Here is a 17,509-nt window from a genome sequence, read left to right as displayed (position 1 = left end):
ATATTCTTTTTCTGGGCTCTATAAATAACTAAAATTTAAATTTCATGACCAAACGTCGTTTTTATACCACTTTACATCCAATCAAAGGTACAATAGCAATATCGAAAATCAAATTAAGGATGGTAAGGAATGAAGAAACAGCAATCAATTTTATTTTTCACCTGGATTGTAAGTATTATTGCAACACTAGGTAGTTTATCATTTTCAGTTATTAATCATTGGACACCTTGTTCATTATGCTGGTATCAACGAATCTTTATGTACCCAATTGTTTTTATATTAGGAATCGCTTTTTATAAAAATAAAATAAAAGATGTTATTTATGTTTTACCTTTATCATTAATAGGTATGTGTATTTCAATCTATCATATTTTAATTCAAAAAGTTCCTGCACTTAAGGAAACAGCAACACAGTGTGGTCCAGTCCCTTGTACTGGGGATTATTTAAATTGGTTTGGATTCATTACAATTCCAATGCTGGCATTTGTTGCATTCCTACTTATTAATATTTGCTGCATAACTCTGTTACGAAAATCAAATTAAAATAATTCAAGCTGCTCTGTAGAGGATGGTCCAAATTCAATACCAAGCAGCTTCATTAATTGTTTAGCATTATCCGCTGCATCTCCACCAGAATTATTATTAAACAGTATACAAATTTCTTTTGTGTTTTTTGATAACTGTTCAATTCTTTCTACCCATTCATATAATTCTTCTTCATTATATCGGTATAAATAACGTACCTCACGCCAATTATCTTGTCCATTGTGATTCCATCCATATATATTTCGGCCATGGAAACGAATTAAAGTTAAATTTGGATTCGTAGGATGTAATACGATTGGTATGCTTCCATTACCTGCTTGTGGCTCATCACAAATTGAATGAATCCATCCTTCATCCTCCATAAATTTCAACGTTTGCTCATAAAACTTAGGATAAAACCACGTCTGATTACGAAATTCTAAAATAGCAGGAAGACCTTTAAGTTTACTTTTTAAAGTTCTTAATAATTCAACATTTTCTTTTTTACAATTAAACCATGGTGGAAACTGAAATAATATACCTTTTAATTTATTCGCTTCAATTAAAGGCTGGATTGATTCTAAAAATGGCGTTAACAGTAAAATTTGTTCCTCTTTAGAATAGGTTTGCCTTGAATGGCCGGTGATACCGCCATACGCTTTAACGATAAATGAAAAGTCAGCGGTTGTTTGATTTACCCATTTTTGATAGTTTGATTGTGGCATAATACTATAGTAGGAAGAATCAATTTCAACAATAGGAAAATGCGTACAATATTGTCTCAATTTTTTTGAAGAGTGAATCCGATCAGGGTATAAACTATCATGATCGCCCCACCCAGTAACTCCAATTTTTATTTCCATACTTTTCTCCCATTAGTTCTTTCATTACTAATTAATTATTTCTAATTTTCATTAAAATAAACGAATTAGTTTGATATAATTGACTACAGTATAATCTTATTTTAGTAGAAATTGGAGTATAGTGTAAATGATTAACGAGACAGTGCATGAACTAAAAAATAAAATAACCGAGCTTGAAGAAAAAGTAAAATCGTATGAAACAATTTTAAATACAATAACTTCCGGATCTATATTTTCAAATGAAACTCGTGAATTATCAAATTCAAATCATTTAACTAGAAATACAGGTTTATGTAATACAAATAATGAAACACTTCCATTACATACTAAATTCTCTACCTTTTTATCTAATAGTCGAAGAACTTTGCAATCGATCTATGATGCTTTACCGCATCACATAGTATTTATCGATAAAGATGGAATCATTACGCTATATAACCAACAAGTTGCGATTGATTTTAAAATTACTAAATACGAATTAATCGGACGGCATATTAGAAATTTATTAAAAATAGACGATAAAGACATTTGTTTACTACAAACACTTTATTCAGGTGAAGAATTTTATAATAAGGAAATTTTAAATATTAATTATGGCATTATCAATACCCGTATAATCCGTGATATAAATGGAGAAATTTCAAGAGTAATTGGTATTTTTCATAATTTAAACGAGGCAAGGGATTCTGAAAAGCTAGCAATGTCTGGTAGAATTGCTGCAGGTATAGCACATGAAGTCCGCAATCCACTTACAACTGTTAGAGGTTATTTACAATTCTTGCAAGAAGAAGCTCCGCCTCAATATAAGCAATTGTTTAATGATTTATTGATTCCAGAATTAGATAGGGCAAATGGAATCATTACTGACTTTTTATCCATTACAAAGAATGCGAACTATAAACCAGAGCCAATTAATATTAATGATTTCTTATCGAATCACATAAAACAACTATTATTTAGCGAGACCGTTTTAAATAATGTTAAAATTGAATACTACCTATCTGAGGAATTAATAGGAGCACATATTTTCTTTGATAAAAACCAACTTGTACAAGTTATTTTAAATTTATTTCATAATGCATTAGATGCAAAAAAAGAAGGTCTGCTTACAATTATCATTGCAACTTATATTGATAAGGATTTTATTTATATTTCATTAAAAGATGATGGATCAGGAATTCCACCTTCAGATTTACCATATATATTTGATCCGTTCTTCTCAACTAAAGATGACGGTACTGGACTCGGTTTATCTTTAACTAAAAAACTAATCCAAAATCATAACGGTACTATATGCGTAAAGAGCGATAATAATGGAACTACTTTTACAATTACATTACCAATTAAATAGCTTTATAAAGAAAGACCAAAACATAAAAGTTTTGGTCTTTTTTCAGGCTGAAGAAAAATGGGTTTGTCAACTGTCACTAATTTGTGGTTGTTTTCACTAAAGCCTGTTATGAGTATATTATTTCCATATTTTTGCTTAAAAACATACTTAGACTTCCGTTTTTCAATATTGACTTCGTTTTTCAGCATGTTGAATTAGAAAACGGTCATTAAATGAACATTAATTAATGATTGAATTATCTTTTGGATGTTGTGCTATTAATGGTTTTTGTTGTAAATATGTTTAAGCAATTTTATGATTCCAATAACACTAGTAATGTTTTTTTAAGGTTAAAAATATTTTGAGCTAGATTTAAGAAAAACAAATCAATTGATTAGTTTATTTATTAATGTTCGGTATTAATTTATTTGACATATACTGATTAAGAAACAACTTTTAGTTTACTCTAAGTAAAGGCTATTTGATTAGGTTTTATCGCAGACATTTTTTGATGAATAAGTTGATTGGAATCAACATCACTCTACTCCTTTTACGAAAATTTGGTAATTTATTGAAAAGGTTGTTTTTAACAGCGTGAAAAAAGAAAAGACCAAAACATCAAAGTTTTGGTCTTTTTTATTAAACAGATAATATGATTTTTCCGGTTGATTTTCTACTTTCTAATAGATCGTGAGCAAGTTTACCTTCTTTTAAAGGAAACACAGTAGGTTGTTGTACGATTAATTGTTTAGTTGCAATCCAATTAAATAGCTCTTTACTTCTACGTAGTCTCTCTTCTTTCGAAATTAGCACATTCCACAAGTCTCCACCAGTTAGTGTTTTTGAAGTATCCATTAACATTCTTGGATCAATATGAACTGGATCCCCTCCAGCCATTCCATAAAATACAACTGTACCGTGAACTTTTGTTGCTTCAAAGCTATCCATTATTGTAGATCCTACTGATTCATATACAACATCTACACCATTTTTTTCTTTTGTAAACTCTTTTATTTGTGAAACCCAATTATCACTATATAAAAATACTTCTTTCGCACCGATTGATAAAGCTTTTTCTCTTTTTTCTTGAGATGAGGTTAATCCGATTACCTCTCCACCTTTTAAAAGAATCATTTGAGTCAATAATTGGCCAACACCACCTGCTACTGCATGAACAAGTGCAATATCATCAGCTTTTATTTTATAACTATCATTAATTAAATAATGGGCAGTTAACCCTTGTAGCATAATAGACGCAGCAATTTCAAAATTAATTTCATCTGGAATTGGTACAATATGAGATTCCTTTGCAGCAACATACTCTGCATTCGAAAAAGGAACATCTGCAAACGCTACGCGATCTCCTACTTTATAGTCTTTTACATCAGAACCGACTTCGGTAATAATTCCAGAGCCTTCATACCCTAAAATATACGGAGGATCACCTGCTAAATGATAATTTCCTTTACGACGGTAGATATCTGCAAAATTAACACCTACAGCTTTCATTTCAACTAATACTTCATCATTTGAAATTTTAGGTGTTGCTATTTCTTCATATTTCAATACGTCTGATTGACCAAATTCTCTAAAAACAAGTGCTTTCATTTACATACTTCCTTACATTTAAAATTCAAAAACAAAATCCTCATCTGTTAATTTTTCCACTGTAACTGCTTTTACATACCCATTACCTTTAACAGAGAAGAAATCATGATTTTTTGTATCCGTTTTTAAACCATTTAAAACAATTGGATTAATATCTTCTTCATCAAAATAAGTATCAAAGCCTAAGTTCATTAACGCTTTGTTTGCATTATATCGAATAAACTTATTAACTTCATCTACTAAACCTATTGAAGAATAAATTTCTTCAGTATATTGTAACTCAATTTCATATAATTGAACTAATAATGACATTGTTTCATTGTAAAGTCGAGTTTTTTGTTCATCAGTAAATTGGTCATAAATTTGTTGCGCTAATAGTCCAACAAATACACCGTGAATACTTTCATCTCGTAAAATTAGATTAATAATCTCACCACTAGCAGTCATTTTACCTTGACCAGCTAAGTATAACGGGAAGAAAAATCCACTATAAAATAAGTAACTTTCTAAAAATACACTTGCAACCATTGCCATGTATAACTCTTCATCCGAAACATCACGCTTTAATAAATTTAGATAATAAGAGGAAATTAATTCCGATTTTTTTGTTAAAATTGGATGCTCGTCCACCCATTTAAACAAATCTTCAATTTCATCTTCTGTAGCTAAAGTTGTAAAAATATGCGAATAGCTTTTAGCATGTACTTCTTCCATCGCACCCATGAACGCTAGTACACTTTTTGCTTGTAAATTTTTAAGATGAACTAAGATTAAAGGCATACCTTCTCCGCCTTGCTTAGTATCTAATAATGTTAGACCGCCTAAAACCTTTTTAAATGCTGATTGTTCTTCTTTTGATAATGTATTCCAAGTATTTTTATCAGATGAAACGACAATTTCTTCTTCAGTCCAAAACTGTGATAGATTTTGCTTCCAAAATACTAAACTAAACTCATCTTCTTTTTTATTCCAGTTAACAGCTTTCATTCATATTTCCCCCTAATCATAAAGAAAGCTCGATGATATAGAACAATATGCATAAAGCATTCTATATTCGAGCTTTTCATTTTAGATCATTAAGTAATTTAATTTAGACTATTGAACTCTTTATATACTAAAGTTCAATACTACTTTTTTATACTGAACAACTTATACATTCTTCTACACTCAATTTACGAGTACGTGTGTAATATAAACTCTTTAAACCCTTTTTATTAGCATAAATATAATATCTAGCAAGCTCTCGCGTTGAGATATCACTGTTTACATAAAGAATAGTACTAATACCTTGATCGACATGCTGCTGAATTTCAGCAATTAAGTCGATTAACTTAAATTGGTTAATATCATAAGCTGATTTATAATACCAGAAACTATTTTTTGATAAATATGGCATCGGATAATAAGTTGTTGAATTTGCGTAAGTTCTAGACTCTATAACATTTACAATCGGCATAACCGATGAAGTAGCATTTTGAATGTAACTAATCGATTGTGTAGGCGCGATTGCTAAACGATAGCTGTTATATAATCCATACGCTTGTACTTGCTTACTTAATGTAACCCAGTCAAATTCATTTGGGATATAGATTCCATTAAATAATTCCTTTACCTTATCTGTTTTAGGTTCAAATGATTTTGAAGTATACTTTTCGAAATAAGTTCCTTTAGCGTATTCACTCTTTTCAAAATCCTTAAACGTTTTACTAGTTTCTTTAGCGATTAGCATACTTTTTTCAATAGAATAATAGTTTACCATCATAAAAAATGTATTCGCAAAATCCTTAGCCTCAGCACTTTCATATGAAATTCCATTTTTCGCTAAAAATCCATGCAAATTCATTGCACCTAGACCAACCGAATGAAGTTCTTCATTTGCTTTTTTCACTGTAGGTGCATTCTCTATTTCCGTCATATCTGTTACAGCTGTTAATGCTTCAATTCCAACATGTACAGATTCTCTGATCGCTTTATTTTCCATTACATTTACAATGTTTAATGATCCTAAATTACAATTCACATCACGTTTGATTTGATCTTCTTCGCCATAGTTATTGATGACTGATGTTTCTTGTAGTTGAAAAATTTCTGTCTCTTATATTCAATCAGGCCCGCTACAACCCAACCCGTTCTCTTATGAACTGCTACATGTCACCATGCAGGATAGACTATATCATCACCTTCAGCTCAACCTGGTAAGGTGCTCTGCTTTTCCACTCGCTTTTAAGTGTACTCTACTCGCTTCTTCACTGGAGTTTTTCATCCAGCTATGCTTTCGATAGTCGTTAGGCATTTACTTATCTTAATCTTTCAGAAAGTCTCTTATAGGTAGGAAATTTATCGCGATTTTGATTTAGTTTCTTCAGATATTCCTAAATATTATGTTACATCTTGATTATTAAAATTAATAACACTTAATACCTATAAGACACTTACTATAAAACCAATTAAGATAAGATTTAGCACGGTAGATTACCTATTATAAGGCTTCTCCCGTTTAACAGAGTTTTCGACTAGAATTTCTTCTAGAAGGTGCTAGCTATTAACACAAGTTAGACATTTTAATTTCGCCAATATCCTTTAATGCATGCTGCTGATTAGCATTACTTTTATACATCAAATATGGATAACCAGATTCTAACTGAATCGCAGCAATTTTTACTAATAGATCACGTGCACTTGAATCTAATTTTTTCTTTTTAACTCGCTCATTATTTACTAACTCTTCATATCTTTCATCTATATCAAAATCATCTAAATGAATGCCATACTCTTTATACACTGTATATGGTGCAAATACATAGAATGGTTCATTTTTTTCTGCTAGTTCAAAGAATTTATTTGGAACAATTAAACCGATTGATAGTGATTGAATTCTACTCTTCTCATCGGCATTGATTTTTTTTGTATCAAGAAATTCAACTACGTCCCAGTGGAAAATATTTAAATAGGTTGCACCAGCACCTTTACGTTGTCCTAGCTGGTTAGCATATGAAAATGAATCCTCTAATAGCTTCATAACAGGAACAACACCACTTGCAGCGTTATCAATTTCCTTTATTTGCTCTCCACGAGCTCTAAGTTTTGATAGATTTAATGCAACACCACCGCCGATTTTTGACAGTTGCATTGCCGTATTAATTTGAAATCCTATTGAATTTAAACTATCATCCATTTCTAATAAGAAACATGACACCAATTCGCCTCTTCTACTTCTTCCAGCATTTAAGAAAGTTGGAGTAGCTGGCTGATAGTTTTGTTGAATCATCATTTTTGCTAATTTCAATGCTTTTTCAATATTGCCTCTTCCTAAATATAGTGCAACGATCGCAATTCGATCTTCATATCCTTCTAAATAATGCTTTCCATCATTAGTTTTTAATGCGTAATCTTTAAAGAATTTTGATGCGGCCATATATGATTGAAAAGTGAATCCTGCATTGTATACTAACTCATATAATTTTTCTATTTCATCAAAGGAGTAATCCATCTCAACATTATAATAGTAGTTTTCTTGAATCATATAGTTTAAGCGTTCTTTTAAAGAAGAAAACTGAATTTTTTTATCTTCAACTTCTTTTAGGAAACAAAGAAGCGCTTCTTTATCTTTTGCGAGATCAAAAAAACCATCTTTTTTAATCGTCAATTCATTATTAAGCTCAATATGTCTCAAGCTTTTCCACTCCCTCAATAAAATATTGTACATCTCGACTTGTCCCTGACAGTTCAAACTTTGATAACACTGGAACTTGATAGTCTGATGCTATTTTATCTGCACTTGCTGCAAAAGAATCTCCCCAGTTTTTATTACCACTTGCACTGACTGCTTTTAAATACTTCGAATTACTCTCCAAAAAAGTACTTACGTTTTCAGGTACGTTACCAAATCCTGTAGTATAGGTTACGAGAATATACGGTACTTCAATTTTTAGTCCATCTTTTATTTGGATTGACGGCATTCTAACTTTATTGACAAATCGCTTAACATTGCCAGTCATTGAACTGTAAACTATCACCATATTATCACCCTCGTTAATATGTAAGAATATTGAAAATACTTATATTATATACCTACATATTGTATTACCTTTTTAGAGCAAACACAACATATAGGTACTGAATTTAAAAAATAAACATTTCGACAATATGTCTCGAAATAAAACAATATATGAAATTTAACAAATTATGGAGAAGAGTGCAATAAAGTGTAAAACGATTTTTTTGTCAAATGAGGTCATAACATTTTCACAAAAAAAGTACTCATTAACACCTTGCGAAATAAGAAAAAAAGCTAAAAAAACTTTTTTTTTTCGCAAACTTTTAATGAGTACACGATTAAAATAATATTATTTTGACTTTAGATTTTAACAAAAACAGTTAACTTCTAGCTTCTTCCAAGTAAGTATAAATTACATGTCCACCATGCTGAGCGATTCCTCGAAAGTGCTTAAAATCCTCTCGATTAACGATTATTTGTCTAAATATTAAAAAATCATCTTTTGTAACGCTAATTTCTGAAATCTCACCTTTAACTAGCTGATCAATCAAATTGATAAATTCATTTTGTTCCATATAATCACCCTTTATTATTTTGATCGTTTTTTATTGATGGCTACAAGAAATAAACTTCAATCCTAACATTAACAAAGAATGAACTTAATGGAAACTAAATCGTTACATCAAGAATTTTTTCTGTAACAGCTAAATTCATATTTTTATTATTTACTAAAATTACTTCAGTTTTTCCATCTTTTAAAACTAAAAATGCTTTAGGAATTACTTCTACTCCTGTTCCAATACTCGCAAACTCGTATGATGAATGAGCTTCGCCTAGCGCTAAAATCATCTCAAAAAATGGTACTAAAATAATGTTTTCAAAAAATAAAATCGGATCACCTATTAGCGTATTACTACTAACCAAATTTTTAATTTCATTTGAAATTTCTACCTCAAACTCTTCAAACCATTCTTTCAACAAACTAACCTCCTGAAAGTGCTACAACCATTTTTGCCTTTCAAAAGGTTTTTAAACATAATTTCTTATGAAAAAAGACAAAATTGTAAAAAAATTTAAATTTTCTCTTTACCTTTAAACCGTTTTCATGCATTATAGAAGGTGTCAAGTCAAAACTTTGTTAGGAGATACGCTCATGAAAATTGCAGAAGCAGGAAATATCATTGAGTTTAAACAGGGGTTGAAAGGTAGAGTACAAAAAGTTAATAAAAATTCTGTCATTGTTGACATATCCATAATGGAAAACTTCAGAGATTTAGAAATGGAACCGCTAACAGTCGTAAATCATAAAAATTATAAAATACTAAGAACAGCCGAATAGTTTAAAAATAGTAGATTCTGCTTATATTCATATTTTAAAAGGTTCGAACTACATATATTTCAATTTTATTAAAATTTCATTAGAATTCTTTACCAAATCAGTCTCAGGTCCCGTGTATATCACGGGACTTTTTTCTATGATTACAAATGAAAATGTGATAAGTGATCTTCACGAAAAAAATCTGTACCAATCATTCTTTAGAAAGGAGATGGCTATTTTGTTTCTTTGTCCAATTCTTTAAACGATTTTACTTTATCATGTGGCTGTTGGTTCGACTTTCTTTCATTCCAAAATCGTTCCTTTTCTTTTTTTGATTTTGACATTTTCATACCTCCTAAAATTAATCAATTTCTTGCCATCTTATCATTTCACAAAAAATGAAAATCTATGTTAATTATTTTTAGAAGGATTGAGCATGAAAATCGTATAAAATTTTAAGTTCTTTCTCTTGAATTTTAAAACGCGCATCCTAGAGCTGAAATGAACATTCTATTTCTTATAGAAAAAACGCCATTAAAAGATTGAAAATTCGGATTATACATATTTATCACTTTATCACTATTAATAGAAAGGAAGGTAGTTAATGAACTTTTTAACTAAGTTTAGTTTAAAAAACTCTGTAGCAATATTTATTATTTCGTTTTTATTAATATTTGGAGGATTATATTCTTATTCAAAATTAAAAGTTGAAGAGCTTCCGAATATTGAATTTCCAGCAATCTCTGTTCAAGTTGTTTACCCTGGTACAGCACCAGATGATATAAATGAGCAGATTACAACAAAACTTGAAAGTTCATTTAAATCAATCGAAGGAATTAAGACACTTTCAAGCTCTTCATTCGAAAGCGTTTCTGTTATTAATTTAGAATTTCCTTTTAATACGGATATGGATAAAGTTGAACAACAAGTAAATACGACTTTAAAGGACGCTGGCTTGCCTGAGAATGTAACAACAAAGGTAGACCGTTTTTCGTTCGGATCATTCCCTATTTATTACATCTCTATGTTTTCAAAAGATGGTTCAAATATTGAATCAACTTTAAATGAAGAAATTGTACCAGCTTTAAATAAAATTGAAGGTGTAAACAGTGTTTCGATAGGTGGAGGAAAATCTACTTCCTTAACGATCGAAGTTGATAAGCAAAAAATTGCAAACTTAGGGCTTTCATTAACAAGTATTAAGAATCAAATTAATGCAAAATTCCTATCCTTCCCGGCTGGAAAAATAACTGATGGCGATATTAAAATTCCAATTCGAGTCGAAGAAAAATTAGATACACTTCAAAAATTAAAGGATTTAGAATTACAACCTGCATCATTTACTTCTACCGCACCAAATCAAAATGCTCAAACTCCGAAAGTTTTATTAGGAGAAATCGCTAAAATTGAATCAGTAGACTCTAAAGATGAATTAATTCGTTATAACGAAAACGATGCTATTTCAATGGCAATAACGAAGAAACAAGATGCAAATACAGTTGAAGTAGCTGACAAAGTAATAAACATACTAAAAAAGTACAAAAATGAAATTTCATATAAAGTGGGTTATAGTTCTGCTGAAGGCGTAAAGTCATCTGTTGAATCTTTAATTAAAGAAGGTTTATTAGGCGCATTATTCGCCTCAATAGCAGTATTGATTTTCTTACGTAATTTCAGAGCTACATTTATTGCTATTATATCGATCCCTTTATCATTATTAATTACATCAATTTTCTTGCTTAAATTAGATATAACGTTAAATATTATGACCCTTGGTGGTATGGCAGTTGCAGTAGGACGTGTAGTGGACGATAGTATCGTTGTAATTGAAAATATTTTCCGAAGAATACGTAAATCAAAAGAAGGCATTTCAAATAATTTAATTTTATCTTCAACAAAAGAAATAGTAAAAGCAGTTACATCTTCTACTATTACAACTATTGTAGTTTTCTTACCTTTGGGTGTTGTAGGTGGATTTACTAGTAAAATATTCCTACCTTTTGCTTTAACAATTGTTTTTTCTTTACTTGCTTCATTATTAGTTTCGATTACAATCGTACCAATTTTAGGTTGCTATGCATTTAAAAAAGTGCCACCTGAAGAAAAAGAAGAAAAAATTCAAGTTTGGTACGGAAAAGTGATCGAAAAATCATTGAATCGCAAATGGATTATCATTTTACTAGCAATTGTATTACTTGCAGGTTCTTTCTCTATAGTAGGTAGACTTGGTTTCACATTTATTCCAAATGAATCTTCACGATCAATTATTGCTTCTTTAGAATTGCCATCATCAACATCATTAGAAAAAACAAATGATGTTTCATTAAAAATGGAAAAGATGTTCTTAAATATGAAGCAAGTGAAAGAAGTTTCTACTGGTGTTGGTAGCCGGGACTTTATGACTGGCCTAAAAACTGAGAATAAAGCTAGCTATTTTATTAATTTAAAACAAAGTGCAGATGTTGATCAATTTATTAAAGATACAAAAAGTAAAATGGCGAAAGTAGCAGCTTCAGAAGTTCAAGGTGCTAAAGTAGGATTGCAAGAAAACTCTTCTGGTGGTCCACCTTCAAATAATAATGTTGACATCAATTTATATTCTAATAACTTAGTTGCACTTCAAGAAAGTGCAAAAAAAGTTGAAGATTATATGAAAAAAAATGATCACATAAAATATGTTACGAATAATTTTTCTGAAAAACAAAAACAAGTTATTGTTTCAGTTGATGAGAAAAAAGTTTCTGAAAATGGTCTCTCCGCTGGCATGATCTTAGGCTTAGTTGCAGACCAAACAAACCCAGTCAATATGGGAACATTAAAAATTGATGGTAAAGACCAAAATGTGCAATTAACTTATAATAAAGAACTCCAATCTGTAGAGGATATTAAAAATATTAAATTGCTTGGTAAATTAGGACCCATTAAATTATCAGATGTAGCCGAAGTAAAAGCAGTTGAAACATATTCTGCAATTCAAAAATTAGATGGAAAAGTATTTGCGAAGGTTTCAGCTCAAATAAAGGGAAAAGACATTGCAAAAGTAACAAATGAAGTAATCAATGATGTAAAAAAAGATATAGACTTACCATCTGATGTAACTTTAAAAGGTGGTGGCGGTAGTGATGATACTACTCAAACATTTAAAGACTTAGGTGTTGCGATGGGAGTTGCAATCGGATTAGTCTATTTAACGATGTTAATTACTTTTGGAAAAGCTCGCATTCCATTTATTATTTTATCCGCATTAGTATTTGTACCAATCGGTTCATTTGTTGCACTATTCCTAGCAGGCGAACCGCTTTCGATTAGTGTAATGATTGGTTTACTTATGCTAATTGGAATCGTTACAACAAATGCAATTGTACTAGTCGATCGAATCGGACAAAATATTGAACAAAAAAGATTACCTCTTCGCCAAGCAATCATCGAAGGAGGTAAAACACGTCTAAGACCTATTTTAATGACCGCATTTGCCACAATAGCTGCATTACTACCTTTGGCATTAACAAAGTCTAGTGGTACACTTATTTCAAAAGGTTTAGCTATTACAGTAATTGGTGGTTTGACTTCATCGACTTTATTAACGCTAGTATTTATTCCGGTCGTATATGAACTATTCTTTACTAAAAGAACAAAGAAGCATGCTAATTCTGAGGAAACTGCTAAAGTGGTTAATCATTAAATTTGATAAATAGTAAAAGAGAAAGGTAATAATCCTTTCTCTTTTTGCTTTCATCTTTAATTGTACTTCATCGGCATAAAAATCATTTCCTCATCTTTTCAAACCTATATAAAAAAACTCCGACTATTAAAAAGTCGGAGTAATTCCTTATAAATTTTGATCGTTAACTCCTGCTAGCCATTTTCTAACAGGTTCTAATGTCTCCTCAATACAGCCATCATTAAATGGAGATTCAAGTTTAGCCTCTTTAACTAAGCCTAAAAATGATTTACTTCCACCTAATTGGCATAGTCCAACATAATCGGACCAAGCTGAATTTCGGTCTTCATGCATTTTATTCCAAAATTGTAATGCACAAATTTGAGCTAATGTATAGTCAATATAATAGAATGGTGATTGGTAAATATGCCCCTGTCTTTGCCATAAACCACCCTTTTCTAAATAACTATTTCCATCATTTGCTCGATGTGGTAAGTATTTTTCTTCTATGCTTTTCCAAAGTCCGTGACGTTCCTCAGGTGTTAAATCAGGATTTTCGTAGATTTCATGCTGGAATTCATCTACTGCCACACCATAACCAATAAAAGTAATTGCACTACTTAAATGTGTAAAATAATATTTTTGTGTATCTTCCTTAAAGAATTCTTCTTGCCAAGGCCATGTAAAAAATTCCATACTCATTGAATGAATCTCACACGCCTCAAAAGTTGGCCAGTTATACTCAGGTGTTTCAAATTTACGACTTTCATAAACCTGGAATGCATGACCAGCTTCATGTGTTAATACGTCAATGTCACCAGATGTTCCGTTGAAATTCGAGAAAATAAAAGGAGCTTTATAGTTTGGAATATAAGTACAATATCCCCCACCTTGTTTTCCTTCCTTAGCAACTAAGTCTAGTAAGTTTTCCTTTAACATAAAATTGAAAAATTCACTTGTTTCTTTTGATAATTCATCATACATTTTTTTACCATTCTCAATAATCCACTCAGGATCACCTTTAGGTGTTGCATTACCAGTTACAAATTCGAATTTATCGTCATAGTAATAAAGTTGATCTACGCCAATTCGGTTAGCTTGTCGTTCTCTTAATTCGGTAGCGATTGGAACAATTGTTTCAAGAACTTGCTCTCTAAACTTCTTAACATCTTTTGCATCGTAATCCGTTCTCATCATACGAGCATACCCTAGTTCAATAAAGTTTGAGAAACCAAGTTTGTTTGCAATACGAGTTCGGATTTTTACTAATTTATCGTAAATCTCATCAAATTTATCTTGATTCTGCGAGAAGTATCCAAAGTATGTATCGTAAGCTGTCTTTCTAACCTCTCGATCCTTATCCTCGAAATGTGCTGAAATTTGTGCTAACGTTTTCACTTCATCATAAAACGGAAGTTTAGCAGCCGCTACTAACTTAGCGTATTCAGTCGTTAGTTTATTTTCTTCCTGTAAATCCGGAATTACTTCTTCACTTAGAATTTTCACTTCACATTCAGCTAAAGCAAATAATTGATGGCCATATTTTTCTTCAAGTTGCTCTCTAAACGGAGAACCGATTAATGCTTTATAATATTGTTGTCCATATGATTGAACAATTGGAGTGTTCTCATCAAAAAACGCTTGCTCATCCTCATAAAACTTATCGTTTGTATCAACCGAATGGCGAACTGCACATAAATTTTCCATTGTTGAAAATTCATTTCTTAAATCATTGATTTCATTCATTGCTAATTCTTGTTCATAGACCGTTGAAGCATCATAAAAATTTTGTAGTGAACGTTTAAATTGTTCACCAAAGTTCTTAATACTTGGTCTAGAATACTGGTAATCTTGAAAACCCATGTTAATCCCTCCATTTTTTGTGATATTGCTATTATATAAAAAAACTTCGTGTAAAAAAACCTAAATCTAAATAAATTTCTGAAAATTTAAAAATTATCCACTTAGAACCTAACACTAAAATTTCAAATATACTAGTTTTTACTAGCATAAATAGTTGTTTTTAAGCGTTAATTGATTGAAAATAAAAAAAGCTCCATTAAATGAGAGCTTTTTTAGTTAGACCCATGGTATCCAATTTTCTTCAATAAGTGAATTAAGAAATTTTTTTCTTCATTAGATAGATCACTCATTTGCTCATGTAAAAATTCTTCGTGCACAGGAAATATTTCTTCCATCAGTTTATTTCCACTTTCAGTTATTTCTGCATAAATTACTCGACGATCTGCGCTACAAGGATTTCGATAAACTAGACCTTTTTTCTCAAGTTTATCTACAACATAAGTAATACTGCCGCTTGCAATTAATATTTTTTCTCCAATATGTTGAAGTGGCTGATTTCCTTTATGATACAAGAGCTCTAGCACTGCAAATTCAGTTGGGTTTAAATTAAAACTAGCAATTGATTTATTTGCAGAATCATTAATCTTTCTATGAGCTCGCGATAACACAATAAATAGCTTTAAAGAAAGCTCTATATCTTTTCTATTTGTCTCTTCCATAATATTACCCCTTCAATTCTTTTACATTGTTTATTCTATATTTTTATTTTACACTTATTAATCAATCTTAAGATTATTTCAATGAAAATGACTTATTTAATTCCGATAGCAATTTTTTTTGGTATGAAATAATTAACTCGTCCAATTCTTGACTGGCCTTTAAGGTCAAATGTTCGTTTAAACCCTTAGTTTCCGCAAAAAATACCATTTCTTCCCTTTTTAATGAAATAGATAATAATAAACGGCTGAGTTGATATTCATTCATTAGACTGATTCCCTTCTACAGGATGTTTTTTAACAAACCTTTTCATTCATAATCGAATTAATTTTTATTATTCATTCTATCTAAATTATTTAAAATAGATACAATATGAAACCTACTAAGCAAAATTACCTAGTAGGTTTATTTATTTTATGAAATAGCGCTTATTTCTATCGTTCTTTACTTATAAATTAGACGACTTTTTATTAAATCCTGCTTAAATTGATTAATTTTGATTTAAGTGAAATATTTATAGGCACTTTAATCTAAAATTTAGTAATTGTAGCTATGTATAAATAGTAATGCTCAATTTCTTTATATACAGTATACTCTAAAGAATTTTTATTTAGCAAAACTACTACAAATGACGACTATTAAAAAATAGTATATTTTTATTATAAAATAAAAAAGCTGAAATGTAATGGAATTTATTTACCACTACTATTTCAGCTTTTTTCGCTTTTATTTAGTTGCCTGCTTTTATTTTATGACCTTGAATCATCATTAGTTTCACTTTATAACTTATTAAAAATTCAATTCCTTCTAGCCACTTCTTCGTTTCTAGTGGGCTTCTCCCCCAAACAGTGATCCCGTGATTTCTAACAAGAACAGCCCCAAAATCCTTAGTTAAAAATGGAGTGTATGCACGTTTAAAAGTTTCCATGTCCTGTGCATTCTCAATGATTGGAACTTTTATTTTATTTTCAAAATAAGAACTTGTTAAGATATGAATCATTTCATTATTTTCAAGTTCTACCTGCCCCTCGTCACCAAATAATTCAGAAATAACATTATTATCTACGGTATGTACATGGAGCACACAACTAGCAGATGTTTTTTCGTAAATATTTGCATGAACTAAAGTTTCAAGTGATGGCTTTAATACCGTATCAAATACTGGTTCACCAAGATTATTAACTACTATAAATTCTTCATCACAGCGTGCTCTCTTATCCTTCTCATCCGCTGTTACAAGAAATAATAATGGATCGTCTGAAATTTTCATAGACAAGTTTCCACTAGTACCATAAAACCAATCTCTTTTAGCCAAATCACATTTAATATTCGCAAGCTTTTTCCATTGTTCTAAAAATAAACTCATAATTTACACCTCCACTTATTTAGACTATCTATTTGGACACCGTTAAAAATTCAAACTATTCATACTATTTAATAAAATTATGTCATGTGTCGGTCTTCATTGTCAATAGTTCTAAGTAAATGAACAATCATCAATTTTCTACAACTTTTATCCATTTTTGATAGTAATTAATGATTTAATACTTTTTTTACATCCTGATTTGACAGTACTCCTATTTTATTACACAAATAAGTGAAAAATAAAACTTTCTTACTCATATTATTTATCCTTTCTTTCCCTAGGGAAACTTTTTTGTATTTAGTAAATCATATGTCTTTTTTA

The 17,509-nt window shown here is 30.4% G+C and carries 15 protein-coding genes and 2 pseudogenes; 4 read left to right on the top strand and 13 right to left on the bottom strand.

What is annotated here, in order from left to right; translation table 11 throughout:
- The first annotated feature begins 129 nt into the window (after window positions 1–129).
- On the top strand, window positions 130–543 hold the full coding sequence (locus tag V5E38_RS04255) for a disulfide oxidoreductase (RefSeq protein WP_097975758.1): 414 nt from the start codon (window positions 130–132) through the stop codon (window positions 541–543).
- On the opposite strand, the gene V5E38_RS04250 is transcribed toward V5E38_RS04255, so the two are convergent.
- Window positions 540–1,388, bottom strand: a complete 849-nt coding sequence (locus V5E38_RS04250; protein ID WP_499212342.1) for a DUF72 domain-containing protein — start codon at window positions 1,386–1,388, stop codon at window positions 540–542. The genes V5E38_RS04255 and V5E38_RS04250 overlap by 4 nt on opposite strands.
- 127 nt (window positions 1,389–1,515) lie before the next feature.
- On the opposite strand from V5E38_RS04250, the gene V5E38_RS04245 reads away from it, so the two are divergent.
- On the top strand, window positions 1,516–2,739 hold the full coding sequence (locus tag V5E38_RS04245; protein ID WP_499212341.1) for a two-component system sensor histidine kinase NtrB: 1,224 nt from the start codon (window positions 1,516–1,518) through the stop codon (window positions 2,737–2,739).
- 618 nt (window positions 2,740–3,357) lie between these two features.
- On the opposite strand, the gene V5E38_RS04240 is transcribed toward V5E38_RS04245, so the two are convergent.
- The 7 genes and pseudogenes from V5E38_RS04240 to V5E38_RS04210 form a co-directional block, all read right to left on the bottom strand.
- A complete protein-coding gene (locus V5E38_RS04240; RefSeq protein ID WP_499212340.1) occupies window positions 3,358–4,326 on the bottom strand; it encodes a quinone oxidoreductase family protein in 969 nt (322 codons plus the stop codon).
- Window positions 4,327–4,344: 18 nt separating this feature from the next.
- Window positions 4,345–5,313 carry a class 1b ribonucleoside-diphosphate reductase subunit beta gene (nrdF, locus tag V5E38_RS04235; RefSeq protein ID WP_499212339.1) on the bottom strand — a complete coding sequence of 323 codons (969 nt, stop codon included), beginning with the start codon at window positions 5,311–5,313 and terminating at the stop codon, window positions 4,345–4,347.
- Window positions 5,314–5,461: 148 nt separating this feature from the next.
- Window positions 5,462–6,418 (bottom strand): annotated as a pseudogene (locus V5E38_RS04230) (ribonucleotide reductase barrel domain-containing protein); the annotation flags it as partial.
- A 453-nt stretch (window positions 6,419–6,871) separates the two neighbouring features.
- Window positions 6,872–7,999: pseudogene (locus tag V5E38_RS04225) on the bottom strand (ribonucleotide reductase barrel domain-containing protein); the annotation flags it as partial.
- Window positions 7,986–8,345, bottom strand: coding sequence for a class Ib ribonucleoside-diphosphate reductase assembly flavoprotein NrdI (gene nrdI / locus V5E38_RS04220; protein ID WP_025671746.1), 360 nt, complete (start codon window positions 8,343–8,345; stop codon window positions 7,986–7,988). The pseudogene V5E38_RS04225 and the gene nrdI, both read right to left, overlap by 14 nt.
- A gap of 358 nt (window positions 8,346–8,703) precedes the next feature.
- Window positions 8,704–8,898 (bottom strand): protein YkzS, encoded by a 195-nt coding sequence (gene ykzS / locus V5E38_RS04215; protein WP_499212338.1) that lies wholly within the window; start codon window positions 8,896–8,898, stop codon window positions 8,704–8,706.
- A gap of 94 nt (window positions 8,899–8,992) precedes the next feature.
- Window positions 8,993–9,301: a spore germination protein GerW family protein gene (locus V5E38_RS04210; RefSeq protein ID WP_097975769.1), complete on the bottom strand. Its 309-nt coding sequence runs from the start codon at window positions 9,299–9,301 to the stop codon at window positions 8,993–8,995.
- Window positions 9,302–9,476: 175 nt separating this feature from the next.
- Here V5E38_RS04210 and V5E38_RS04205 point away from each other — a divergent pair, with 175 nt between their 5' ends.
- The gene (locus V5E38_RS04205) at window positions 9,477–9,662 is read left to right on the top strand and encodes a YkvS family protein (protein WP_097975771.1); all 186 of its coding nucleotides are present in this window, start codon (window positions 9,477–9,479) and stop codon (window positions 9,660–9,662) included.
- 212 nt (window positions 9,663–9,874) lie between these two features.
- Here the strand turns inward: V5E38_RS04205 and V5E38_RS04200 are convergent, their stop codons facing one another.
- Window positions 9,875–9,985 carry a DUF6254 family protein gene (locus tag V5E38_RS04200; RefSeq protein WP_286133526.1) on the bottom strand — a complete coding sequence of 37 codons (111 nt, stop codon included), beginning with the start codon at window positions 9,983–9,985 and terminating at the stop codon, window positions 9,875–9,877.
- Window positions 9,986–10,245: 260 nt separating this feature from the next.
- On the opposite strand from V5E38_RS04200, the gene V5E38_RS04195 reads away from it, so the two are divergent.
- Window positions 10,246–13,323 carry an efflux RND transporter permease subunit gene (locus V5E38_RS04195; protein ID WP_499212337.1) on the top strand — a complete coding sequence of 1,026 codons (3,078 nt, stop codon included), beginning with the start codon at window positions 10,246–10,248 and terminating at the stop codon, window positions 13,321–13,323.
- 147 nt (window positions 13,324–13,470) lie between these two features.
- Here V5E38_RS04195 and V5E38_RS04190 read toward each other — a convergent pair whose 3' ends face one another.
- From V5E38_RS04190 to mtnB, 4 genes are all read right to left on the bottom strand, one after another.
- The gene (locus V5E38_RS04190) at window positions 13,471–15,165 is read right to left on the bottom strand and encodes a M3 family oligoendopeptidase (RefSeq protein WP_499212336.1); all 1,695 of its coding nucleotides are present in this window, start codon (window positions 15,163–15,165) and stop codon (window positions 13,471–13,473) included.
- 212 nt (window positions 15,166–15,377) lie between these two features.
- Window positions 15,378–15,824, bottom strand: coding sequence for a MarR family winged helix-turn-helix transcriptional regulator (locus V5E38_RS04185; protein WP_056474121.1), 447 nt, complete (start codon window positions 15,822–15,824; stop codon window positions 15,378–15,380).
- Between the two features lie 73 nt (window positions 15,825–15,897).
- Window positions 15,898–16,089 carry an aspartyl-phosphate phosphatase Spo0E family protein gene (locus V5E38_RS04180; RefSeq protein ID WP_025671755.1) on the bottom strand — a complete coding sequence of 64 codons (192 nt, stop codon included), beginning with the start codon at window positions 16,087–16,089 and terminating at the stop codon, window positions 15,898–15,900.
- Window positions 16,090–16,552: 463 nt separating this feature from the next.
- Window positions 16,553–17,188 (bottom strand): class II aldolase/adducin head domain-containing protein, encoded by a 636-nt coding sequence (gene mtnB / locus V5E38_RS04175; protein ID WP_499212335.1) that lies wholly within the window; start codon window positions 17,186–17,188, stop codon window positions 16,553–16,555.
- Between the last annotated feature and the right edge of the window lie 321 nt (window positions 17,189–17,509).

Source organism: Rossellomorea sp. GAMAL-10_SWC (assembly GCF_049568075.1).
Lineage (GTDB): Bacteria > Bacillota > Bacilli > Bacillales > Bacillaceae_G > Gottfriedia.
This window is presented reverse-complemented; position numbering and strand designations above follow the sequence as displayed.

Bases quoted from the DNA above. Each gene is read 5' to 3' on its own strand.
- V5E38_RS04255 (WP_097975758.1), top strand. From the start codon at position 130: ATGAAGAAACAGCAATCAATTTTATTTTTCACCTGGATTGTAAGTATT.
- V5E38_RS04250 (WP_499212342.1), bottom strand. From the start codon at position 1,388: ATGGAAATAAAAATTGGAGTTACTGGGTGGGGCGATCATGATAGTTTA.
- V5E38_RS04245 (WP_499212341.1), top strand. From the start codon at position 1,516: ATGATTAACGAGACAGTGCATGAACTAAAAAATAAAATAACCGAGCTT.
- V5E38_RS04240 (WP_499212340.1), bottom strand. From the start codon at position 4,326: ATGAAAGCACTTGTTTTTAGAGAATTTGGTCAATCAGACGTATTGAAA.
- nrdF (WP_499212339.1), bottom strand. From the start codon at position 5,313: ATGAAAGCTGTTAACTGGAATAAAAAAGAAGATGAGTTTAGTTTAGTA.
- nrdI (WP_025671746.1), bottom strand. From the start codon at position 8,345: ATGGTGATAGTTTACAGTTCAATGACTGGCAATGTTAAGCGATTTGTC.
- ykzS (WP_499212338.1), bottom strand. From the start codon at position 8,898: ATGGAACAAAATGAATTTATCAATTTGATTGATCAGCTAGTTAAAGGT.
- V5E38_RS04205 (WP_097975771.1), top strand. From the start codon at position 9,477: ATGAAAATTGCAGAAGCAGGAAATATCATTGAGTTTAAACAGGGGTTG.
- V5E38_RS04200 (WP_286133526.1), bottom strand. From the start codon at position 9,985: ATGTCAAAATCAAAAAAAGAAAAGGAACGATTTTGGAATGAAAGAAAG.
- V5E38_RS04195 (WP_499212337.1), top strand. From the start codon at position 10,246: ATGAACTTTTTAACTAAGTTTAGTTTAAAAAACTCTGTAGCAATATTT.
- V5E38_RS04190 (WP_499212336.1), bottom strand. From the start codon at position 15,165: ATGGGTTTTCAAGATTACCAGTATTCTAGACCAAGTATTAAGAACTTT.
- V5E38_RS04185 (WP_056474121.1), bottom strand. From the start codon at position 15,824: ATGGAAGAGACAAATAGAAAAGATATAGAGCTTTCTTTAAAGCTATTT.
- V5E38_RS04180 (WP_025671755.1), bottom strand. From the start codon at position 16,089: ATGAATGAATATCAACTCAGCCGTTTATTATTATCTATTTCATTAAAA.
- mtnB (WP_499212335.1), bottom strand. From the start codon at position 17,188: ATGAGTTTATTTTTAGAACAATGGAAAAAGCTTGCGAATATTAAATGT.